Origin of the sequence: Paenibacillus sp. LjRoot153 (assembly GCF_964253085.1) — a bacterium.
Classification (GTDB): Bacteria; Bacillota; Bacilli; order Paenibacillales; family NBRC-103111; genus Paenibacillus_E.
On sequence record NZ_CAXUQH020000001.1, the window covers coordinates 4,130,390 to 4,154,748 of the forward strand.

General features: G+C 43.1%; 18 protein-coding genes. 2 read left to right on the forward strand and 16 right to left on the reverse strand.

The genetic code is table 11. From position 1 onward, the window contains the following. Positions 1 to 17 precede the first annotated feature (17 nt). From ACSQ8P_RS17730 to ACSQ8P_RS17780, 11 genes are all read right to left on the reverse strand, one after another. Complete coding sequence (locus ACSQ8P_RS17730) at positions 18 to 551, reverse strand: hypothetical protein (protein ID WP_436236367.1); 534 nt, start codon at positions 549 to 551, stop codon at positions 18 to 20. Between the two features lie 375 nt (positions 552 to 926). Next, the gene (locus ACSQ8P_RS17735; protein ID WP_436236368.1) at positions 927 to 7,187 is read right to left on the reverse strand and encodes an alpha-amylase family glycosyl hydrolase; all 6,261 of its coding nucleotides are present in this window, start codon (positions 7,185 to 7,187) and stop codon (positions 927 to 929) included. Between the two features lie 377 nt (positions 7,188 to 7,564). Further along, positions 7,565 to 7,963: a MerR family transcriptional regulator gene (locus tag ACSQ8P_RS17740; protein WP_436236369.1), complete on the reverse strand. Its 399-nt coding sequence runs from the start codon at positions 7,961 to 7,963 to the stop codon at positions 7,565 to 7,567. Positions 7,964 to 7,988: 25 nt separating this feature from the next. Beyond that, positions 7,989 to 8,348 carry a carboxymuconolactone decarboxylase family protein gene (locus ACSQ8P_RS17745; RefSeq protein WP_436236370.1) on the reverse strand — a complete coding sequence of 120 codons (360 nt, stop codon included), beginning with the start codon at positions 8,346 to 8,348 and terminating at the stop codon, positions 7,989 to 7,991. Between the two features lie 158 nt (positions 8,349 to 8,506). Then, on the reverse strand, positions 8,507 to 9,979 hold the full coding sequence (locus ACSQ8P_RS17750) for an amidase family protein (RefSeq protein WP_436236371.1): 1,473 nt from the start codon (positions 9,977 to 9,979) through the stop codon (positions 8,507 to 8,509). 147 nt (positions 9,980 to 10,126) lie between these two features. Further along, positions 10,127 to 10,396 carry a CD3324 family protein gene (locus ACSQ8P_RS17755; RefSeq protein WP_436236372.1) on the reverse strand — a complete coding sequence of 90 codons (270 nt, stop codon included), beginning with the start codon at positions 10,394 to 10,396 and terminating at the stop codon, positions 10,127 to 10,129. Between the two features lie 341 nt (positions 10,397 to 10,737). Further along, positions 10,738 to 12,231, reverse strand: a complete 1,494-nt coding sequence (locus tag ACSQ8P_RS17760) for a hypothetical protein (RefSeq protein ID WP_436236373.1) — start codon at positions 12,229 to 12,231, stop codon at positions 10,738 to 10,740. A 330-nt stretch (positions 12,232 to 12,561) separates the two neighbouring features. Then, positions 12,562 to 12,954, reverse strand: a complete 393-nt coding sequence (locus ACSQ8P_RS17765; RefSeq protein ID WP_436236374.1) for a VOC family protein — start codon at positions 12,952 to 12,954, stop codon at positions 12,562 to 12,564. A 550-nt stretch (positions 12,955 to 13,504) separates the two neighbouring features. Further along, positions 13,505 to 13,918: a DUF975 family protein gene (locus ACSQ8P_RS17770; protein ID WP_436236375.1), complete on the reverse strand. Its 414-nt coding sequence runs from the start codon at positions 13,916 to 13,918 to the stop codon at positions 13,505 to 13,507. A 626-nt stretch (positions 13,919 to 14,544) separates the two neighbouring features. Next, positions 14,545 to 14,778: a hypothetical protein gene (locus ACSQ8P_RS17775; protein ID WP_436236376.1), complete on the reverse strand. Its 234-nt coding sequence runs from the start codon at positions 14,776 to 14,778 to the stop codon at positions 14,545 to 14,547. 158 nt (positions 14,779 to 14,936) lie between these two features. Then, positions 14,937 to 15,431 (reverse strand): hypothetical protein, encoded by a 495-nt coding sequence (locus tag ACSQ8P_RS17780; protein WP_436236377.1) that lies wholly within the window; start codon positions 15,429 to 15,431, stop codon positions 14,937 to 14,939. A 526-nt stretch (positions 15,432 to 15,957) separates the two neighbouring features. On the opposite strand from ACSQ8P_RS17780, the gene ACSQ8P_RS17785 reads away from it, so the two are divergent. After that, a complete protein-coding gene (locus ACSQ8P_RS17785) occupies positions 15,958 to 16,368 on the forward strand; it encodes an HNH endonuclease (protein ID WP_436236378.1) in 411 nt (136 codons plus the stop codon). Here the strand turns inward: ACSQ8P_RS17785 and ACSQ8P_RS17790 are convergent. Further along, on the reverse strand, positions 16,323 to 16,628 hold the full coding sequence (locus ACSQ8P_RS17790; RefSeq protein WP_436236379.1) for an NUDIX hydrolase: 306 nt from the start codon (positions 16,626 to 16,628) through the stop codon (positions 16,323 to 16,325). The genes ACSQ8P_RS17785 and ACSQ8P_RS17790 overlap by 46 nt on opposite strands. 379 nt (positions 16,629 to 17,007) lie before the next feature. Next, entirely contained in the window at positions 17,008 to 17,580 is a 573-nt protein-coding gene (locus ACSQ8P_RS17795) for an SF0329 family protein (RefSeq protein ID WP_436236380.1), read from the reverse strand. A 199-nt stretch (positions 17,581 to 17,779) separates the two neighbouring features. Here ACSQ8P_RS17795 and ACSQ8P_RS17800 point away from each other — a divergent pair, with 199 nt between their 5' ends. Beyond that, positions 17,780 to 18,349 carry a CBO0543 family protein gene (locus ACSQ8P_RS17800; protein ID WP_436236381.1) on the forward strand — a complete coding sequence of 190 codons (570 nt, stop codon included), beginning with the start codon at positions 17,780 to 17,782 and terminating at the stop codon, positions 18,347 to 18,349. A gap of 193 nt (positions 18,350 to 18,542) precedes the next feature. Here ACSQ8P_RS17800 and ACSQ8P_RS17805 read toward each other — a convergent pair whose 3' ends face one another. The 3 genes from ACSQ8P_RS17805 to ACSQ8P_RS17815 form a co-directional block, all read right to left on the reverse strand. After that, positions 18,543 to 19,532 carry an endonuclease/exonuclease/phosphatase family protein gene (locus ACSQ8P_RS17805; RefSeq protein WP_436236382.1) on the reverse strand — a complete coding sequence of 330 codons (990 nt, stop codon included), beginning with the start codon at positions 19,530 to 19,532 and terminating at the stop codon, positions 18,543 to 18,545. 309 nt (positions 19,533 to 19,841) lie between these two features. Beyond that, on the reverse strand, positions 19,842 to 20,441 hold the full coding sequence (locus ACSQ8P_RS17810; protein ID WP_436236383.1) for a hypothetical protein: 600 nt from the start codon (positions 20,439 to 20,441) through the stop codon (positions 19,842 to 19,844). Positions 20,442 to 20,842: 401 nt separating this feature from the next. Beyond that, positions 20,843 to 23,974: a family 43 glycosylhydrolase gene (locus ACSQ8P_RS17815; RefSeq protein ID WP_436236384.1), complete on the reverse strand. Its 3,132-nt coding sequence runs from the start codon at positions 23,972 to 23,974 to the stop codon at positions 20,843 to 20,845. Positions 23,975 to 24,359 lie beyond the last annotated feature (385 nt).

Genomic DNA, 24,359 nt, shown 5'->3' on the forward strand with positions numbered 1-24,359 from the left:
GCGGTTCATTTCAGGTGTCAGCTGAGATATACAGACAAAAGGGTCGTATATTCCGTCCATGCATCACCGGCGGTAATAAGCGCAATGGCTGAATTATTCTGGGTCAGAACTTTCGTGCCGTCTGTTGTCAAACTCCAAGAACCGGAAGCAGACGCCCACCCTGTCGTATTTCCATCTTCAAAATTGTCGTTGAATCGTATGATTGGGGAAACAATCACATCGTCAAAATGGACGCCCTCAAGGGTGGTGCGGAATCCGATCCCCCCTGTTGTCAATTCCGTTACAGGATTGGTCCATTGCAATTTTAATTCTCCATCCACGTAACCGGCAATCGTGTTCCCTTGTACAACCCCCTTAACCTTATACGACTGATTCTCCTGGGCTGCGAATGGAGTGCTGGTTACAAGCGTCAGTTGTCCATTGACGGATTTATACAACTCCAGCTTCTGACTTGATGAATTGACTCGGTATATAATAATTATTGGCGTCCTGAACCCTGAAGACAATACCTGTATTGGCATCGGTAATGCCCATTTGCACTTTGGCTTCATACGCGTAATCCGCCTTCTGACCTTGGACAAGAGCCGTCCCCCGTTTGCAGTTCGGATTCGCTCATACTCATCTCGGGCAAAGATGTGATGTGTTTAGTATAGCCAGCATCGTATTCTCCCGGAAGGTGGCTTTCTTTGTATTTCTGGTGCTATCTTATGGAATAAAGCCCTAGCCACTCCAGAAACTGTTAAGGAGCCAGAACAGGAATCCCAAATCGTAATACCAGTGGCATTAAAAAAGATGACTCCTGATGAATTCAGAAGTCATCTATTGGCTGCTTAAGCCATGGATGTCCTTTTATTCAAACTGTCCACAACTACGGTTACAGTTCACATTTCGCTGAGAGGCCTTTTTTTCTCAGAAGATTTTACATTTTACTTCCCTGAATGCAGCAGGTTAAGCAAAACCTGAGCGCTTTCGGCGCGGGTGGTGATGCCGACTGGAGCGAACTCACGCTCACCTCGTCCTTGCATCAGTTTCAGCCCGACTGCTGATTGCACGAAGCTTCTAGCCCAAGGCGCAATGCCGGACGTGTCGTCGAATCCGACAGGGGTGTCTACTGCTGGGGCGTTTGTGCCCGTATGGACGCCATAGGCACGTACGACCATCGCCGCCATTTCCTGGCGGGTAATCGGAGCGTCAGGTGCGAATGTCGAACTGCCACGACCGCTGACGATGCCATTGCTGTAAGCGGTTGCTACCACCGCTGAGTACCAAGCACTGCCTGGCACATCAGAAAACGGAAGCGACGCTTCTCCTTTGACGGACAGGTTCAATGCACGTACGAGCATAGCTGAGAATTCAGCTCGTGTCACTTCACGCTCGGGTGCATACGCTTCATCGCTGATGCCCTCCACGACATGCTTTGCGGCAAGTTCCCTCACAGCGTTGGCTGCCCAGTGTGCTGCTGGCAAATCATTGAATGATTTGTTGTATTCCAGTACGGCATATTTACTGAAGTGAAATACTTTTGCTGTCAAACCACCATTTTCCCAAGTACCGTCAATATACGTGAGCTCTCCTGCATCGCTCACATAATACACGCCGCTCAGTGGAATGTTTGCTCCATCCTGGACGTGGAATGTCAGCGTGACAGGTTGGTCAAATGTCGGCAGTTTTAGCGTTTTTCCGTCTTTCGTTTGAGCTGATAGGGTGAAATCGTACACGGTGCTAACAGGTTTGATGCTTGCTCCTGTGCTTGCAGCTCCCTGATTAATCAGCTTTTGAGCGGCTTCGGCTTCTACGGTGTTAACCGCCAGTGAAAGTTGGGCGCCCTCTGAGCTTCCGCTCGGAATCAGTATAGCCAGCGCTTTGAGCAAGCTTGACGGTACTTCTATCGAGATGCCGCCTTGTTTAATCTCCAGTGTCTTGGAGCCCAACAGTTCAGCCGCATTGACCGGAAGCTTCACCTCGCGCTCGCCTGAGCTCAGCTCGATGCCTACTTTGCCGTCCTTGCCGTTCGTTAAAGCAGCTTCGCCGATCTGTTTCGTCGTTGCGGGCTTAACAGCCAGAGTTGTTGCCATAGTATCGCCACCGCTTCCTTCATTAGATGGAGCAGAAGAAATGTTCAGCGTGACTTCAGCAGTTTTTCCTCCGAAAGAAGCCGTGATTTTCACTTCCCCTTGCGATTTCGCTGTAACTAGTCCCTCTGGCGTTACGTCCGCGATATTCGTATTGCTGGAAGAGAATTCAACACCTGTCAGACTCTTTTTTGAATCGTCCGAATATTCGCCTAACACCTGAAGTTGGCGTGTATCGCCAACAGTGAGAGCCGTGTTCACTTCACTCCACTGCAGTTGATTCAATACCGGCTCCTGAGCGCTTCCACCCGATGTCCGCGTAATGTCAAGCATAATTGTCTTCGTAGCCTGACCTGCGCGTCCCTTATCTTCATACCAAGGAAGGAGCAGCGTTTCCGGTGTCGGTTCTATATGCAGTTCGAAATGATTCGATCCCGGCGCCAACGGAATGGCATCCAGTTCCACATTACCTGCGGCATCCATGCTGTTCGGAGGAATCGGCTGCCCGTTAATAGAGAAGCTGACGCCGTAAGGCACGACTCCTTTCAGCTTGAAGCTGCTTTCTTCCGTCGAATACGCAACGTTGCTGCCGTAAGTGATACGCGGCATGGTCAGAATCATCGGCATGTCGACCCAGCGCAGCACGTAATCGTTCACGACCATCTGATTGCCGCCATCATTTTTAATCGTCAGCTTCATATTGGTAACGGTCGAACTGTAAGCCCAGTTGCCGCTATCGGCCGTATCGCCCGGAGTCCGCGTGTGCGACGTGAAAGCTTCCGTCTCCCAAGTCCCGCGGGTATATTTGTATTCGATGGATTTGCCGGCCATCATTTTGAAGCTGTATTCTACCACGCCCCTATCGGTTGCACCACTAGGTACATGAAGTTTCGTCGAGCTGGCATTCCAGCCGTTAAAGCTACCGGCAATGTTAATATCGTCGCTCGTCGGTGTGTAATCCGGCAAATGCAAGCGCATCAGCACATCCACCATCACAAGCTTCGGCGTTACGGACTGCTTTTCCGAAAATGCGCGGTTATAGGATTGGTCGAATGCCGCCACCTGATACGTGTAAAGCACGTCGTTACTCACGGCATAATCCGTGTAATCGGTGGCCGTAGCGGCAAGCGTAGCGATTTTCTGATAAGTCGCATCAGTAACCGATTGGCGGTACACGTCGAAGCCCGTGATGCTGCTGTCCGATGCCGTCCATTTCAAATACGAACGGTTCGATTCGACCGCGATAGAATTCAGGGCCGGTGCGGCCGGTGCCGTTGTATCGTTCGGGTCCCCATATACTTCAAGAGTGACAATATCGGATTGGGTATAATGCTCCCCGTTGTCCGTCGAAACTTTGGCAAAATAGTGGTAAACTCCGGCTTCCGTCGGCTCAAAAGATCCCCAGTATATCTTGCTGCCTGACTGGTCACTGTCATAGCGAAATTTAGTATCCTGAGCATCAGCCGGGTCGGTACCCTCTTTATAGAAGCCAAGTCTCGCCAACAGATTCGGCGCTTCCTTGCCGGCTAAAGCGGCATCGTCCGTTAGTCCCGGAATATTCACGTTCACCGTGATTCGTCCTGTCGCTTTACCTACACCTGCATAAACGTTATCCGTTACTGTGCTTGGAGTTCCCAAAGATGCAATCTGGAATGCCGGCGTTGCAGCGACCATGTCGCTGAAGAAACTTTCGCCTGAGCCGATGCGTGCCGTAACGGCATAGTAATATTTCGTTCCGTTTATCACATTGACATCAAGATGGTTGAGGTCGGCGGTGGTTCCGACAAGCTGTACGACTCCGCCTTCAATGGCAGCACGGTAAATCTGATAAGATTCCGCTCCGCTCACACTGTTCCAGGTAAGCATTACTTTCCCCTTGTCACCTTGAGCCTGCACGCCAGTTACCTGCGGTACCGCCTGCAGTTCATCATCCGAAACCATCATAAAACCGGTTAGTGCCGGGACAGTCAGAGAGATTTTACCCGAAGCGACAAAAGCCTTGGTACTTCCGTAGAGTTGATCGGTCAGAGCGAGCCCATCCGGCAGGAACCCGGCCACATCCATTTCGATCGACTGAGGGTTGGCTCCTCGGTTCACGACGAGCAGGGCCCCGCGGGAATCGTTTTTACGCGCATACGCGATAACGTTTCCTTGTGAATAGACCGCTTTGAGGTCGCCGGTCCGGAACACGGCATTGTCTCCGCGGACTTTAGCCGCTTTTTGGTAGACGCTCAAAAGATTCTGGTAATCGCCTGTACCGCTGAACGTACCATCCCCATTTGCTGCAACCCGTTCCCACGGGAAAAAGCGCCGGGAATCTGGATCTTTCGTACCTGTCAAGCCTACTTCATCCCCATAATAAATCGTAGGAGCACCAGGGTAGCCCATTTGGAAAATGGCCGTCAATTCCTGGAGCTTTTTCGCATTCGCGCTTGCCTCAGGTGCGATAACGAGATGCTCTTCCTCCCACTCCGGATGGTCGTATTTCGTAATGGAACGTGCCGTATCATGAGAATCCACTAGATTCATCAGTGCTTCCCAAGCTTCTTTCGGGTAATCTTCGCGGATTGATTCCAGCGCCTGATTGAAAGTATCGGCATTGCCGCCCGAAAGGAAGCTTTGCAGAGCCCCGCGGAACCGGTAGTTCATGACAGAGTCAAACTGGTCTCCAAGCAGAAACTTCGTGGCAACGCCCCACTCTTCGCCGATAATAACCGGCTCATCGATCTCCGTGCCGTTTACATTCGTGCGGCCTGCGGCCGATTTAACTGCTTCGCGGAACTTGCCCCAAGTGCCCGCAGACACATCCGGCGCCACGTCCAACCGCCATCCGCTTGTTCCCATCCACAACCAGCGTTGGGAGTTCGCAAACTGCATGGCTTTTTGCGCATCCGTCTCGGTTAATCCGCTCAGGCTATGCCCAATAACATTGTCCCGGTAATGGATATTGTTCCACTCGTGCTGCCCGGGAAGGAACAAAGTATCAGCCGGCAAATACACCGTAGGTGCTGTTTGCGGGTCTTTAGCATCCATCACCGGCAGCGAATCATAGCCCCACCAGGCATCATATTTGTAATGCAGATTATCGTCGTCGCGGTCTTTCACCTTTTCATTCGTCACTGTAAACCAGGAGACATACCTGAAATCGTCTGGCCACTTGTAATTCTGGCCTGTCATCGGGTTGATCTGGCTCTTGAACAAGTCGCGAACATCGGTTTCGGCCTGCTCTTGTGTAATGGAAGCCGCGTTCATCTTATCGTTAACGGCTGCCCAATACTCGTAAGCACCTATCTCCGGATATTTGCCATACCGGTCAAAATAAATCGAATCGTCACCAACGTGGTTAAACACGCCATCGTTAATCACTTTGATTCCTGCAGAACGGGCTGCTTTCGTGAAGTTCTCGAATACTTGGTCTGAGGCTTCTCGAGTTTTAACGTAATCCAAACCGGAAGCAGGATCCCCCGATGTATTGTAAACTGGCTGTCCGAACATCGGATCCAGATGCTTGTAATCCGTTGCATCATATTTGTGATTGGACGCCGCCCATGAAACAGGATTCAAGTAAACCGCTGTAATGCCCAGCGATTTCAAATAGCCAAGCTTCTGTTCAATCCCTTGAATGTCGCCGCCGTAAAATTCATTCGTCCAAGCCCCATCCGTTTTCGCATTCGGGTAATAGGGTTTGTTCTCCGGCTTGGTCCGGTCCGGATTCTCCGGCACGATGGAAGTCCCGCCCCAAACCTGAGCCGGCGTCGGATCATTCGGCACGCCACCGTCAAAATACTGGAGCTGCTGGCCATTCTTACTTGTGCCATATTTCGGGTCGATGACACCGCGCGCGCCATCTACCGTCTTGGCCCGATTGTTATCCTTCGATCCGTCAAAAAACCTGTCCGGGAATATCTGATATACAACCGCATTTTTCATCCAATCGGGTGTCTTGTAATCCGGCGCATAAACCGTCAAATCATAAGGAACGGCGCCTTCATCCGCTACCGATCCCGAACCCCCCCGGCTGCTGTCGTCTCCGTATTCCGCTTTCGACGAACCGTCGACAACAATGAATTTATAGCCCCAAATCCCAACCTTGCCTGCAAAATCAGCTGCCGGCACCGTAACTTCCCAGTATTCCTTGTCAGCCACGGCTGTCACTTTCTTCATCAGGTAGGCATTGGACGAGCCATCGGGAGCGGTCAATTCCGCCTTTGCCGTCTGCAGGTCGCCCTTTGCCGCCGCCATACGCAGCGTGACATCCTGTCCGCCCGCCGGAATGGCGCCGAACGGCTTTTTGTACGTTACCGAACGGCTGTCAAAAGAGAGGCTATCCTTCTTGATTTGACCGTCAAAAGCACCGTCTATTGGCACGTAATCATGGGTAAGCGCTTTCGTTTGTGCTGAATTATCAAAGGTAAAAGTGACATCAGCCTCGTCTACCGTCGCAATCTTCACATTTGCTCCGGTTGCCGTTCCGTAATTCGGCGCATCCCAATTTTGACCGAAAACGATTTTAGCTTCATAGCTGCCGACCGGAATATGGCGCTGCAGCTTATATACCGTGTTATTAAAACGATAATCGACGAACATCTGGTTCGCTCCGTCCGGTGACCATTCGGCTTCTCCGAACAAAGGTTGAATGCTGCCTACAAGTCGTGGCAGCTCGTTCGAATCGAGCGCCGGAATGTACTGCTGGATCCCTGCCACTCCGGGGAGTGAAATCCGCGCTTGGCCTATCTCATCGTTCACATAAAAATTTACCTTCGTCGTTTCTCCCAAGCTGAAGGCAAAGTTATTGCTGTTGTTTGAGTAACCGTCCCAGGAGCCGCTTTTGACGATCTTAAATTCATAAGATCCGGCAGGAAGCTCTTTGGTAAAAGCATAAAATTCACCCGCCAAGTGCTTCATCCGAGTATCCGTCGAAGCGTTGTCCCAGCCTTGAAAGCTTCCTACAACGACCCATTTGCTTTTGCCCCCAGGCTGCTCCGTAAATTGATCCGCTGCCGCAAGTGCGCGAGTTGAACCTGCGAATAGTCCGGTAAACAGCTGAACGATCAGTAGAAGTGCGGATAGCGCAGATAAAAGTTGCGTACCTCGTTTTCGATGCCATAAACCCATCGTTATTTATCCTCCTTATGATGCTTAATAATTAAAGCGCTTTCTTCAAAACACTATATCATGCCGCCTCTACCCGCGTGGGTGTAAAATATTGACGACCTACTCGTATCTATGTGACTTGTTTTATGAAGGAAACGGGTTGTGGATTTATTTAAATGGAAGCAATATGAATCGGTGAAATGACAAGAACTTTATCTCATTCCCGCCGATGCGCGCATCAACTGCATGAAAATTAAAAAACACATCCCGTTTTTTTATTGGGGATGTGTTTTTTATATAGTCAACCTGCTTACATATTGATCAACGTATTTACTAATGCGGTGCCACACGGCAGCCCTTCACTGTTTAACAATTTCTTCGTTAGTTCAAAAGAAACTTCAAAGCGGTTTGGTTCGTGTTCGCTCTTCAATGTCACGTTCCAACACTTCGTAATAATCGGTTTTTACGTTTAAGGCCTCTAAGCTTACGATAAGCTGGTCGATCTGCTCCCGGATCTGTTTTTTATGGTCCTCGAGCATCCGTCTGCGTTTGGCAACCGTCTCGTCACCGAGGTAGCGCATCTCAGCGAAATGCTGCATTTCGCGAATCGTCATGCCGGTATCGCGTAGGCGGATGAGAAACTTGAGCCATTCTATGTCCTTTTCGGAATAATATCGGTAGCCGTTATCTTCTCTTTCAATGGCGCGGATGAGACTGACCCTCTCGTAATAACGCAGCGTATGAGCGGAGAGGCCGGTCATCTTCGTAACTTGCTGAATGGTATACGTCGTTTTCATACTATTAATATATCAGATTGCAGCGTTATTTTCCTTCACCCGGCAGAGTCATGCTGTTTAGCAGATTCATTCCGTTAATGGCCGTCGGAAAACCCCCATAAAGTACCGATTGAATGATAACCTCCTCCATTTCCTGCCGAGTCAGCCCTACGTTGGATCCGGCCTCGATATGTACTCTCAATTGCGTCTCCCTGTTCAGCACCATCAGCATGGCTATCGTTGCGATTTCCCGTTCCCTTAGAGTTAACCCTTCACGGCCGTAAATATCGCCGAACCATTCCACGAGAATATTCCCTAAATCGCCTAAAGGGGCCACAACGGCTTCTCCTGCATGCCCGTCTACCTTCTTCAACATTTCCATTCCGAATTCATACCGATTTTTCATATAATCAGCTCCTTATGTTTTAGCTGATTCTCATTCTAAACCTTCGAGCGTGCTCTAAAGCAAGATATTTTTAAAATTGTCATGGTAGGTGTCATCTCACATGCAGAAAAAATGATCTAATTGAGCTTTTAGTAGAGAGCATGAAAGCCAAATTTCATTTAATTCTTGAAATCTGGCATTCTCCTATGTTTCGTTTTTTGTTCGAATGCAAATGCAATACGAATTAATGTCGGTTCACTAAATGCCGTTCCTGCGAATGTAATTCCAAATGCTCTTCCATTTTTTTGGAATCCAGCAGGCACTGCTATGGATGGATAACCTGCCCTAGCACATATATCAGCTCCGACATAAGAAGGAAACAGGATTGTATCCAATCCATACTTTTCTAAAGCATGATCTATACCCATATTTTGCGAATAATATAAATCAGTGATAGACTCTAGAATGTATTTCTGACTCTTTAATGGGTTATCTAGTTGTGATCGATATTTCAATGAATCTTGTCCATATTTAAGAGCCTTCTCAGTGTTTTGCTCATTCCATTCAATCAATTCATTTAAAGTATGAATAGGAAGATAAGCAGGGAGACTTTGCAAATAGTGTTCAACAGAATGCTTAAATTCAATGTTCATTTTATTATATTCCCACTTTTTATTGAACGATGGGATTTCTATATCTTCTATTACATTGGCACCAGCATCTTTAAGTATAGTGACAGCATCATTAAATAATCTTTCATCATACTCGCCAATGTCACGATATTTCTCAGGTGGAATATTCCTGAAAATGCCTATGGATGCTTTGCTTAATCCGTCTTTATCCAAATAAGCTGTATAATCTAAATTATAGTGTTCATTCTTCCAAGTAGCGGGATCACTTTCATCTTTTCCGGCAAGAGCACCTAATAAGATTGCTGCATCTGTCACAGTCCTTGCCATAGGTCCAGCTGTATCCTGCGAATAGGTCCAAGGAATTACTCCCGATCGACTTATTAAACCTACCGTTGGCTTTATACCAACAATTGCGTTCTGTACAGATGGGCTTAAAATAGAGGCAGATGTCTCTGTACCAACCGCGATTGTAGTAAGATTTGCTGCAACGGCTGCGGCAGATCCCGTACTAGATCCTCCAGTAAAATAATCCCCGTATGGATTTTTTGTTTGTCCCCCTATTGAACTGTATCCAGCCCACATAGATGACGACATACCATTCGCCCATTCTGTCATATTTGTTTTTCCAAGAATAATTGCACCTGCTTTTCTTAATTTTTGGACAAGGAAAGCATCCTTTGAGCTTACATGGTGTTCCAAAGCTAATGCCCCCGCACTTGTATGCATTTTATCATTTGTTTCAATATTTCCTTTCAATAATACAGGGACACCATGTAAAGGGCTTCTTGCTCCTGCTAATTTTCTTTCTTGATCTAATGCTTCTGCAATAAAAATCGCATCTGGATTAATTTCCATAATAGAGTTTATCATGGGTCCACTCTGGTCAAACATTGCCATCCGAAACATGTAATACATAACAAGCTCTCTTGAGGTAACTTCCCCCCTATCCATTGCATCCTGTAATTCAAGTATCGTTGCTTCTTCGCTATTTATTTTTTTTAATCCAAAGATATGTTCCATGTTGAGCTCCTACTTTCGATTTTGGACTTTTGAATCCTTTGATCTTAATTATAGAATTGACTGCATTTTAATATATATAAAAAACAATTACTAATCATATTACACACAAAAAAAGGCTTGCGGGTTTAACCCGACAAACCTAATGATCTAGTTATTTTTTGAATACACAATTTTTTTTATACTATCATGGGAAAGGCTGAACAGCTCTGAGAGCTGATCAATCGTTGCCCCCTCATTGAATTTCTCGCGAATCTGGACGTTTCTGAGGTTCAGGTAATTTCTGTTCCCTGATTTTTCACCCCACTTTTTGCGAGACCCTTCTGAGTTGGGGATGTATACCATTCGACCTTGCACATACTTCTGTATTTCCTTAAGTAAGTCATCTGGCAAAACAGTTTCAGCACTTATATATTTCAAAGTAGATCTACTCCTTAAAATAAAATTTAATTTTAAGGTAGCAAAACCTATACTATTAACTATTTTCACCATACAAGTCAGATGAAAACATGCGGTTACTCATTAAGCTCCATACAAACAACCGCCAGGGTCATAATATAGATTTTGCATGGAGCTTGCCATTTGCGAAATTATTATTCAATCTTTACCCTCCTTATCGCGATTTCGTTATTTATGATAACTGACTATTCAAGCTTCATGTAATTATTCTATGGTATTCACGTTATTCCCTTCTTAAATATATGGCTTTATTCTTGTCATTAACAAACAAAATCTTAAATGCTCCTAGTAACTGGTTATTATTACTTTCCGAAAACATAGATCCACTTGCCATCTGTACTTGTTCCAATAAAGTACTCGTCTGATGGAAGGATGATGTTCGTTTTGCTAATTTGTCCATTGTCTGGATCATAAAAAACGAGTTCGTTCTTTTTGTCGGCCAATGATTCATACATCATCAGCTTATGTGTGTTGTTGACCCATGTTCCATACATTACATTCTCCGGTTTATTTTGCTTGATTCCATTTTTATAAAGATCCCCATTCCCGTAGATATGATAGACTCCGTCGCTCGTCATGTTCGCATCCCACCAATTGTCTCCGGCAGGCGACGACCATGGCTTCACCGTGCGGCTTTCCCAATTGAATGCATAATGAACATAGCTCCAAGGATTCTTGTTCTCCATGGTGAAGGTGACCTGCTTGCCGTCATCGTGAAACATGATGGGCATTGTACCGCTGCTGACTTGGTTCTCAGGTGCATGCCCTTCCATTGCCTTCGCATACACTTCTTGTTTACCGGTCTCCAGATTCAGTACGACAAGATCAAAATCGGTTTTCTGATCTTTCTCACCAAGCGCAATTAGCGCGTAACGGCGGTCTTTGCTGATTCCAGAGCCAAATACAAATCTATCGAGAATCATTTTATAGTCCGTGCTGCTTTCCGGCACTTTCAAATCGTCGGGATTTGTGTAGAAAAACCCTCTAGTATCGGCAAAAAACTTGCCCTCACCGGTATAGCTGTAGAACAGTTCAACCGGATACGATACAAGTGTACGGTTTTCGTAATCGAACAAATCGTATACGACTCTGCTCATAGCATCGCATTCGCAGTAATAGGTTGACTGTGTAGCGAAAATGTATCCAGGGTCATTCAGCACCCTATTGAGCCCATAGGGTTTCTCAAACGAACTTATCTTTTCCTTCGTCTTACCGTCGAACGAAATGCGGTAAATTTGCTTAATATCACTTACGATTGCTCTAAACTCATTGGTATTTTCTAATTTGGCTCCTGTAGAAGTCACAGCACCGTTGACTGATATATTAAATATAATTCTTTTGTTCTCGAGACCGGTTGTCTGCAAAGAAGTCGTGATTACCTTCAACTGCCGGTCATTCTCCCACTCGAATTTAATTTCAACGGAGTTACTGTTGCTGTCAATAGGCATCAGGTTACTCTTCAATGTTTCTTCAACAGACGTTCGATTCATGGAATCGCTGAATTCAATGATCCAGTGCTTCGGAGTACTAGACACAAGAGCAGACGCTTGCGAAGGCATTCGAGGCTCTTCCTCTAGAATGATCCTCACTTTTTTGTCCGGGGGTGTATTAGAGGGTTGCGGCAACTGAGACGTGACCGGTTGTGTAGATGGTGAAGGCGATGGTGAACCCAATGATGTTGGCGAAGAAATCGCAGGTGGAGATACATTTGTAATCGTTTCGGTGCTATCGGAGCAGCCAGCTAAAGTCAGCGCTGCAAACAGCACGAAAATACTCCATCTAGGAAACTTATTCAAGCCGGTCCCCCCTTATATGAACAGTTACATGATATTGACGTTATAAATAGCTCTAAAGTTTCGTTTCCTCTAAGTATTTCAACCGACCGGGAGCCGCTTCATTCTACAGGGACTCCTCCACTAAATTTCTCCGTACCTCAATAGCAAAAAAGAGACCCACAGCTAGGGCTGAGGGTCTAAGGCTAATATTATTAAAAGGGGGTTGAGTTCTATTATAGACTTGATTTATTAATGTAACATGAAGATCCTATTTAAAGTTTATTACAAATTGCCTACTTCTCTGTTGTTCCACTATCGTTTCTCGTTAGCATAACGACAAACCCACTCTGATTAGTCATTTTTATTTCCCGAACCGAAACCTATAACGTATCCATCCAAGTCTCGAACAGAGAAATCCTTCCAAGAACCCCAGTCTTGTTCGATTACTCTTGGTTCCGAGACAATAATTGCTCCATTTGTTTTGAGTTCAAGATATAAATCATCAAGTTCGTCATGGGTTTTCACATAAGCATAAGTATTCCAAGTTTCTTTATTCGGTCTAACATCTTCAATGTCTTTTGCTTGAATTAATTTAAAGCCTAGACCGAAATTATCTCGAATTGCCCAGTGTTCGTTGACTTCACATCCCAAAGCGTCTTCATAGTATTTCATTGATTTTTCTAAATCTGAAACTAACAACACAGTAAGGGAATTTTCAACTTTCGCTTTGACTATTTTCGCCACTACTTAACCACTCCCGACATGGAAAATATACCCATACACATTATAGCGAATACATGTTCGTATGTAAAGACAAATTTCACCAAAAATCACAATAAACAATGGATCTAAAATTAAAGAAATAGAAGCACAAAACTTTGAAACTTATTGCCTCCTTTTTAATCCAAATTTGAGGGTGACAATGATAGTGAATTAGGAACCACATTGGATATGGGTATACATTTTGATTTTAAGTCGGGGAAACAACATATCGGGGCTTGGAAATACGGCGAGGCATTTTTGGTTCAAAGGGACGATAACATAAACCGATTAAATACAAATGATTTTAAAACATCAGTTCAGTATTATATTTCAAACAGTTCTTTGATTGAATTATTACAGTCTGAATTGAAAACATTACAATAACTCAATCTTCAAAAAAGCGTGGGATTTACGATGCCAATCCGCACGCTTTTTTTTGTTATTCACATTAGCGCCACCATTTCGCACGTCACCCTTCTATGAGGGCAATGACATGTATTTACTACATGTAACACGGTTGCAGGACAGGATTTTATTCAACTTGTGCTTGATGCAAAGATGTACCTTCTTGTTGCTGCATGGCTTTCCGATTGACATAGAATGCAGCTGAAGCGGCTGAGCTATAGGTAACGACAGGAAGTAGAAATACGGCTATAATGACACTACTCCAATAAGGGTCTTCCATATCTATCCCTGGGAGCAATCCAATAGTGATAAACCCACCGATAATCGCGAGTAGATAACAGCCTATAAAGCTCAAGTGAAGCTTGAAAAAGTCCCATTTATGCCCATTCATCATTTCCGAGCTGCGTTTAATGGCTTGAAGCGGTTTTATATCTGGTTCATCGTTCAAAATGTAGAAGGTCATGGCAAAACGAAGGGATGCAATAATACCTGGTATTATGAGTAAGAGTGTCCATAATAAATAATAAGGAATCTTGTCCACTCAGTATAAATGTATTCTAAGATTAACAAACGAAAGTTGTGTTATCCTGCCTGTTGGACTTGATCCTGTTTGCTCCATAAGGTTCAGAAATCTATCTCTTTCTAGATCTGGAATGGGTAAGACTGAAATTATTGTACCTTCTTTGAATCATTGATACTTTCCTGTTTCAGTTCAACTGGATCACCACACGAGCACTTGGCACCAAAAGAATTGCAACCAGTAAGTAGTAGTACCATTAATAACAAAGATAATGGTATTAAGTTCATTTTTGTTTTTATCATTGTTAATTCTCCTTATCATTTTATTTTTCACAGGAGCAAAACTCCCTTTAATGACTTGATTTTACGACTCAAAGAGAATTACTTGAGTTTATATTTTCACCATATAAAGTAGACGATTCAATTTCAAAAAGAGTTACATTAATAAAAGAAGGGGCTGCCGGCAGCAGCCCCTTCGGAATTGTACAATTGTTAGTTACCCGTTAGTCATACATACAGCGTTCCATGATTCGTGCTTTTCAAATCCTTCCTTCACATATGAGCGTCTAAATCTCAATGCATCTTCTGTGTATTCGACTACACTGTGAATTGGATGCTCCCAACTAAAAACAAATACTCCACCAGGCTTCAGACTCCGATATATATATTTGTTAATGTCTTCTGCAAATTCACTGTCCATCCAAGGGCATAAATTGATAGGGCTTTGTCGAAATGATCTAGAGGTAATCCTGGTATTTCCACCATAGGTGCCTCAATAAAAGTAATCGGTGTATTCAAGTTAGAAACAACTTTTCTTGCTGTTTCAATTTGTGCAGCAGATCTTATATTGGAAATCCTCTGCCAAGCACTCAAATGTTTCATCCCTAAAGTAAAATAGGTAATGTAATAATTCCTCATCGTTTTTCAGTTGATTTAACACCATTACCTTGTCTTCTGGGAATGTGTTTTTCCAATCTGTTTCTTGTTGGTTGACAAGAACTTGATGTGTTTCCTTAGATAGGGTGCTTAAAATGGTTGACTTACATTGTCGCTCCTGGTGACTGAGTTGTTTTATTTGTTTTAATAATCACTTCAATTCCTGGTTTTGGATAATTTTCCTGTTCAGAATTCTCCGGATCCTTTATTGACCACGTAACGTAAGTTAAATACTCGTCATTTGGCGCACGAACTTCCTCAAAGTCCGTTACAAGCTCTTCCCCAGAAGCTATAATTCTATATATGAGAGAAAGATTTGCTATATTTGCAGCTACTTTTCTGTCAACAATATTTACAGTACTGATATTGCCTGGCTGAAGCTCAACACCTAAAGCAACGTTACCTGTATTAAGCTTCCTGCCAGGTTCGGCATCATTAGTGTTAGCTCCTTGCGCCAATCCGATCTTGCAATCGTAAATTGTTGATTTATTGTTTAGCGCAAACTCATGAGTACACTGTGCTTCCATATATGCCTTGTACTCCTTTTCAAAATCTTCTCTTTTTAGTTCCTCCGTTTTTAATTGCGCTAATTCTGTCATTATCTTTAATCGCTCCTTACATATTTTTGTTAAATTTAATATGCTCATTTTTAAATTTTGTTATTGAAAGCAAGCATTTAATGGTAATCTGTGCGGATTACTTCATTTCTATCCCAAGCACCGAATCCAAGAGTAATGAAAAAGTGAGCAGAAGCCCTTCAAAGTAATAGGGTTCTGCTCACTATTTTCTAGTTTATCTTTTATAAATGGAAAAACAATGTATAAACGAAGAACTTTAAAGCTAAAAGTTAATACCGAAAGCAACCATCTATTGAGAACGAGATGTTATTATGAAGCCAATCGTTGTCGCTAGCGACCTAAAGTTTATAAGTAACAGCTTACGCCTAGAGCACAGAACCTAACAAAAAAGCCCCGCGGGAACTTTCCCAGCGAGGCTTCTTGTTATCGAACTGCTAAGGTATTTAACATATCCGATACTCCTCTCGTCTCCAACAGACATAACCACGTATCAAATAAACAATTTGTCTGTGGTTATACTAACTTTAGCCTTAGGAGGCGATTGACTATGATACGAGTACTCAATGTGGATGGCCAAATATTAACCCCATGTTTACTTCACCGGGCTTGGAGGGAAGTTAATCGAGCCCGTGCAGTCTGGATCGATGAGCAGACAATCCAATTACTTTACAACCCATTTTTATTTCGAGACTATCGAAAAGCTGCATTAAAACGGGATCATTACATTTGTTTGTGGTGTGGACGACCCGCAACGACTGTAGATCATATTGTCCCTTCAAGCAAAGGAGGCTCAGATCTTCCCCAAAACTTACTCGCTTCTTGCATTGAATGCAACACGAAACGAGGAAACCGTTCAGCGTTCTCATATCTTTTTGAAAAAATATTTTCCGTGCCGAATTCTATCAAGCTCTGTTACCGCATCATTAAAGCTAAACATAACCATCGTCGAGGGAACTGATGTAAGTACTCTTTACCGCCTTGAGGCGGTTTTAAAATCATCATACCAGTATGTAGCTGGATCGGAGTTAAACGAAGTGTTGCCTCCTCATATGCTTCTCGTGAAGCGCATTCCCAACCTGTCTCACCACTGTCTTTGTGACCACCTAATCTAACAACCCCCAATGTTGTTCCTGATTTTGTAGATCCAATTTGAAACGGAAATAAACCAGTAATATTTACATTTACCTCAGCGGTAATAACGTTTTCGTTGATATCCATGTAATTACTCCTCTTCTATCTTCTTCAGGACAGCGATCTTCGAGACTCGATTGAGATAGCGTTACCGTTAGTTGAATCCAAAACTATCTCATCCATTAATGTGATATTCTTTCAAGTCACAATTCCCTATATGAAAATGATAAAATTCATCGTTGGTCTGCTCATTAAAATTAGCATTAATTACCCTACGTGAGCTATAGTGTCCCGTTAGCTCAACAGTCGTGGCGGTCATACAGCAGCCCCGCGGGGTTGAACTTAATGTTAGGTCATCATCTAATTTGTTTTGCTAAATCCATCACAATTAAATTGAGCGGGAGTTAAACATTTCGCAAATAAGCAAATGTTCGCAAAAAAGACCTCCCGTTTGGAGGTGATTGAGTTATTTATTCTCATATGTACTAAGTCGTAGTTCAAAAAAATACTGTACAATTGGATGCTTTAACTTCATTTTCTCGGTCATGTTTAAAATTCGCTTTTTTCCAACACGTCTGTCAACCAAAGCTAGAATATTCAATAAGATATCATTGCTCTCTATGCTTTCCTCAATAGAAATGGATAAAAACTTGTTAGCTATAACGATAAAATTTGATTTACTTAATGATGATTGTGCTGATAAAAGCTCCTTTGCATATTCCGATATTTTTCTACTTCTTGCTATTACTTTTAAACGATCCTCCGGAACACTCCCTTTGGTATCTTTTCTGACCGCTTCGATTTCTTCATTGTTGATTGGAATCTGGATGTCTGAATCATTCTTAATTTCCAACTCCGTCTGATACCATCTGATTATGGTATTACTCATATTGAGTACATTCTTTTTATCTACCGCAATATAACAAAGACCTGCTTTATCTGGTAAATAGCGGTAGCTGGTTGAAAGATATTCGACCCTTCCATATAGCGCAGGACTGAGAAAACTCTCCAGATGTTGTTTCAATTTGCTCCAGGCCATTTCATTCTCCTATGTTTTATATTATAAAACACCCATTGAGGCACTCGTCTATTATCCATTATACAATAACTAACACAACGATCAAAAGACAACCTTAAACCCAATCCTCCATCCTCTTCTTCTATAACGACGACGATTCGTTTTTTCCTCTAACCGCGGTCCCTCCTAAATATTATGAGAAGAGTTTCTTGAAACTTGTATGAATGATGGATTATTTGGAATAATAGCCATGAAAATAAAAAAAGGAGAAATATCCTTGGTTGCCATTATTTACACGATTTTATGGTTACTTGCCGCTCTTAAATTTGCTGACCGAAACTGGGAGAAGTACTACCCAACTCTCCTCTTTGCTGCATTGAGTAATAGTCTTTATGAGTTGATCTGTTACCAACATCAACTTTGGCAAATGGAGCCGAATGGTCTTAAGGTTTCTATGATTCCGATCTTATTGCTTGTTCTGATAGGCATGCCAATATCGAGTTGGATATACCTTTCGAACTACCCACGAAATAGTAAACTTCGTCGCCAGGCTGTTTACATTATCCTTTTCACTGGCCTTTTTGTTTTGCTTGAATTTCTATCTGTGAAATGGGGATCAATTACGTATCATAACGGTTGGAACCTACTTTGGTCAGCATTTTTCGATATAATCATGTTTGTAATGTTGCGAATTCATTATCGCAAACCGTTATTCGGCTTAATGATGTCGATCCCATATACTGGAATTTTAATGATTATTTTTGATATAGGTTTTGATAAGATGAAATGAACCTTATTTTATAGCATAATCAATAAACTAGAGTACTTAGAATTCTGCTTATATTAACCTTACTTTTTAAAGGAATAGGCTCTAAAGGTTCTTCTAATTCTATGGGAAACATCGATCAAATCGATGCTTCTCTTTTCCATCTAAAAAGACCGTTTATTTAATAAAAAACGGTCTTTTCATTCTTATACAAATGTTAACTACTGCTTTCGTCACTGCTTTCATCATGGTCATGATGATCCTCTAAATTTAAACTTGCAGATACGCCTGCGTGATCGGATGGCCAAAGCCCTGTTTTTGTTCGATCTTCCTGCGATTCTCCAACTAATTCTGCTTCAATTGGTTTCCAGCCGTTTTTAAATAAAATATAGTCGACTCTTTCAGTCAACAATGAAACTGCATTTAATAGATCAGGACTCTGTTCATGGGTAAAGCCTGGTCCTTCACCCACTTTATTCCATGTATCTATAAAGCCAGCATTAATAAACAGATTATAAGTAGAGCTATTAGGAATGGCGTTCAAATCTCCCGTAATAACCACCGGTAAACTTGTGTTTGCAGGTCCTTGAATAATTTCAAATGCTTGAGCATTCCGTATGGCTTCAACAGTTGGATCCAAATGTGTATTAATCATCCTGAAAACTTGTCCATCAATCTTAACATCTATAGAAGACCATCCTCGGAGTATTGTAAAAGGTTGTCCTGCTAAGGATACAGTTAGATTTGTTTGGAAATTAGCTTCCTGCCTTCTTTTCACGTCCAATTTATGGTCTTTACGAATCAGGATTGCATCCCTTTCCAAAAATTGAACTAAATTTCCATTGCTATCTGGAAGTTCCGCCTGTGCATCATTATTACGAGCCGCAACTTCGTATTTCAAACCTCGTTCCTCTAACGCGTTTAATAATATATCTATAAAGTCGTAGGTGACGGTTCCGAAAGTTGGAATAACTAGTTTCACCCGCACCGCTTCTTGCAAACCGATAAGATCAGGTTTTTCCGAAGCGATAGCTTTAGCAATTGCCTTGGCACGAACAGGAAAATTCGTCGCAAGAAATTGCCTAAAGACTTGTGTTACAACTTCAGGGATTTGCTGTGGGGACGCAGCAAACAATGGTGCAACATCAAAACCTTGATAAATATTCCACGTTAGGAACGAAACCTTAAGATTACTTTTAGAACTCACTCCCATTTCACTCCAATCTATTAGTTTATTAATATTATATGGAATTAATATAGAATGGAAACGGCAGTTACTACATTGATAAATTTAATGCTAAATTAGCCTTCAAATTGCACCCGTTATTATATAAGGCGGAAAACGTGCTACGATTAATTTGTTTAGTTGATATAATCAAAACTTCCTTAAACAGAAAAAAATTGACATCTGCAATTGTTATTAATTCAATTATCCTGCCCATTACTTGAATGAACAAAAAGAGGAGCTACCTCGAGGTAAGCTCCTTCACTTTCGTTCTTACATTAGTTCAATCATTTACCTTTTTGGGTACCATTTTAAGGTTTTCGTATCTGTTATATTTTCCTGAGCAAAACGGTATTCATAAAGTGTCTGACCATCAGATGATAATGCTAAAGGGTTTAAAGTAGACCCTGGATATGTTTTAGGCCACCATACTAAAAGTGGTTTATTGGGTTCTATTTTCCTTTTTACACGATCGCTTCCATCACCGACTTCGATAAATGCAACTTGTGGGTCATTTGAAATAACAGCCATAAGTGCTACCGACTCTGGGGGGGTAACAGCTGTGTACTGATAATTAAGCCAACCAATAGTTCTTAAATGATCGGAGGCATTTGCGTTATCAAATGTGGTTACATAATTACAAAACCAGAACGGGCCATTTTTACGAACAACTGCAGTTCGCTCTCCATTCGGAGTGTCTATTAAATAAACTTTTCCCCATGGTAAATCTACATGATCAAAGACCGTTACATCCTTGCCTACAGATGTCTGTGCTTTCGCCGCGGATATCGGAGTAAGGCGAGTCCCACCGATAAAGTTAATGTAGGAGTACCAGCCAACTATAGATACGAAAATGATAATAAAGAGAACTACTTTATTTTTTCGTTTCATGCTTCCTCCTCTCATAAACACCAAAAATGCTATTATAACAACTATCCTCCAAATCGTTATTACCATCTGCATAATTTAAGAAGCGTATTTTTGGCATAAAGAGGTTATCTAACCTGATAAAATTACCATATTTTTAAAATAATTCCTATGTGCTGTTAGAACTATCCTGCCCTTTCGTATAATAACAAAAAGATACCCACAGCAACGGGCTGTGGGTCTAAGTTAAAAAATTCAATTTGTAACATACAACGCCAAGCAACACATTTCGATTCAATTTCTTTTAAATCCGTTATATTAAAGTCATTAGATGAATTCACATAATTCACAAAATTTCTTCTGCACTCGATAAAATTAATAAAGTGTGTATCCCTTCATCAATGTAATAGCGGAACAGGTTCACTTTAATTCAAAATCATTCGGGCTACCTCTGACAAGTCTTCAATATCTACTTTCCCGTCATCGTTAACATCTGCTTTTTTGTACTCGCTCCAATTTGGATCATTGGAAGTTTTTCCATATGAGGCAGCCACGATCCCAAGATCGCCGATCGCAACGTGTCCATCGCTGTTGACATCACTAGGATGAGTTGTATTGACCGAATCGATGAAGGCTTGAAGCGTTGAGTTAAGCTCTGTTGCTGCTTGATCGATCTGCAGTTGGGAAGCATTCGGATTGTTCAGAACCGATTTTGCTTTCTCGATCGCTGACAGCAATACTGTCTTGGATCCTAACGGATATTGATTCACTTCTGTTCCTTCCACTGCGGCATCATACTTCGCTAGCGCTGCTGCTATAGCGGTGCTCAGCGCTGCTCGATCACTTGCTTGAATTTCTACACTCACGAATACATTGCCAAGTGCGCTTTCCTCTCCTAAGCCATTCGAGATAATCACATTGGCTAGACCGATTACAGCTGGTTGTGAGGAAGATTTCGCCTTAAAGTGGAGCTTCAGCAGATCTCCGTTGGCATGAACGCCATTGTCTGCTCCTATACTTGCCAGCAGGATGCGCACGCGACCTGATGTTTCGTTTTTACCCGCAATGGCTAATCCCTGCTGAGCAGGTTCTGCATCAACAAACTCAACTTGTGTAGGATCGAAAGTGACCGTGATATCCTGTGCATAAATACTTTGAGTGACGCTCAAATGGCTGAGACCGTACATGAGATCAAAGGACTTTCCAGCTTGCACGCTGCTTGCGCCTTCTAATGAAGCCATCGGTTTTGTCGACTGCTCGGCGGAAGGCTTAAGCTGAGGAGTAATGGTCGGTCCCCAGACTTCCATCGCATCGATACCGCTGGCTTGCGGTACAAAATGAACACGATCAATCGCAAGCTTGCGTGGTTCAGTTGCACCAGGCTTATAATGTGTATGGTACACCATGAACAATTCCGTACCATCTGGTGAATAGATCAAGGAATGATGTCCCGCTCCAGGCACAATAGTGTTGGACTTCATGATCGGATTATATGTATATTTCGTCCAAGGTCCCATTGGAGTAGGTGCGGTTGCATAACCAACGCCATAGTCCGGGCTTTCGAAATGGTTGCCGGAATATGTTAAGTAGTAGGTTCCATTATGCTTGATCATAAACGGCCCCTCGTTAATACTTGCAACAGGCTTCTTTTGACTGCGCTCCCAATCTTGTGTAGCCCGAAACACGAATTGTAAAGTATTGTCCTTCATTCTCTTCATATCGTCACTCAGTTCGGCCATCCAAATTTCATTGCCTTGGTTGAACCTGACGAAGTAAATGTACTTTGTGCCGTTATCGTCTGTAAAAATATGTGCATCGATTTCTGGCGTGTTCAAATGCATCGGCTGTTTGACATCTTGGACGAACGGCCCTAAAGGAGAGCTGCTTGTTGCTACAGCAAGCCTTTCATTGACTACATAGTACATGTAGAATGTCCCGTCCTTTTCCACGACTTCAGGTGCCCAAAAGCCGTTAGTCCCCCAAGAATCAGACTGTTTTAACGCCAATTCATCCTGCTCCGACCAATCTACCAGATCCGTTGAAGTGTATACCTTGAATCCCTTTAACTTATTAGGGTTTGCAGATGAGGTATTCGTCCCATATAAGTAATACTTGCCGTCATGTTGCAGTACGAATGGGTCTGCAATGTTCGGCAACACAGAGTTGGTATACGTTGGCCCAGTTATCGACTCGTGGTACGAAGATACTTTGATGTTGTCAAATCTGGCATCTGCATTCCAGGTGCGCAGTCCGATATTACCAGTAGCCATATGCGATGCGTCCAACAAGTCAAATTTCGGATACCCGTTGAAGTTGAGTGGATTGTCGTTCACGTAAACCTGAATGTGTTCTTCGTTCGCAACGACCTTAAGGTGGTACCACTCGTTTACAAGGATCGGCAGCTTCTTTGAAGCGAGCTCTTGCCACTGGCCTTTCGACATTTGGCCGAGTACGGCTGTTTGTGAGGAAGCATTAATCCCTACATAATATCCGTCTAAATTATCCGAGCCACTTGCAACGTTCGATGCTCTGAAAATAAGCCCTGCTTCGTTCCCGCTCGTAATTTGCACATCGCCCTCGAGCACGAAGTCCGTAAAGCTGTTGCTGTCAAGTATCGCTTTATAGCCGGGACCGCTGTTTACGGCATACTGTCCGTTAGAGACGGTCCAATTACCTTCGTACGTAGACCATCCTTCAACCTTAGATCCGCTAAAGTCGTTCGTGTAAAGGATCTCCGGCATAGACGCGGAGTTCGGCACGGTTATTGTTGCTTGCGAGCGGAAATCTCCGCTTGTAGACACCGCTTCAATGACAGCTCTACCTGGCGATAACGCCGTTACTAATCCGCTACTTCTGACGGAAGCGATTTCAGGATTGCTGGAGGTCCAAGTCACTTCTGCGCCGCTTGATCCCAAGTTGTGAAGCTGGGCTGTCTTCCCTGATTCAAGTGTCAACTTCTTCTGATCAAGATCAACACCGCCCTGCAGATCCATTACCTTCAAATTGTCATAGGTCGCATTCGTCCAAAAGGACCTGACCCCAATAGATCCTTGCGTAAAAGTGGAATCTACTGCACTGAGCACATGGTTGCCATCGATGTAAATCTCAATATTGCTTCCTTTGGCTTTTACCTTCATACGGTAGACTTTGTTTTGTTGCACGGTAAATGGAATGGAGGCAAGTTCCGTCCAATTGTTATTCATTTTTCCAAGTTGAACAAGATTATTCGCTGTAATGCCAGCATAATATCCTTGCAAATTATCTGCCCCGACGCTTGGGTTGTTGACCCTGAAAATAAGTCCGGCATTATCCGAATTGATGCCATCCTTGAAGGAAATATCGGCTTCATATACAAAGTTGCTGAAGGTTGTTTCGTTTGCAACGGCCTTGAATCCGGGCCCCTTATTGGCATGGTAGGCTCCATCTGAAGTATTCCAGGATCCCCCATATGTCGTCCACTCATCCGCATTGCGATCATTAAAATCATCTTGGAACAAGATTGTATCCTCTCCAGCGACCGTTACGGCCGCCACAGGGGCTGTGAATGTTAGAACCATGCTAGCAATCAAGGCAGATGATATAATCTTTTGAAATTTGTTGGGTATGCAAGATAACCTTTTCTTCAAGCTTCTTCCTCCAGTCACTAGATATATTTCCACACTTACTAGATACATTATGTATCGAAAAAGCGGAATTGTATTTGTGTTTTCCCGTCTTTTTGTTTGTTTTTACAATTTTTTTGCTCAAATAATTACACATTAATATCATATTTTCCGCATTAAACTGCCCGTTACCTCAATGAACAAAGCAGGCGCGTCGCGCCTGCTTTGTGTTCAAATTTATATGTAGTACACGTCCCTCATTAGCATAATCCCCCACAGAAGACGCTTTTATGTTCATTCAATATTTCAAACATTTCTTGTTACCACTGGCATCAGCTCC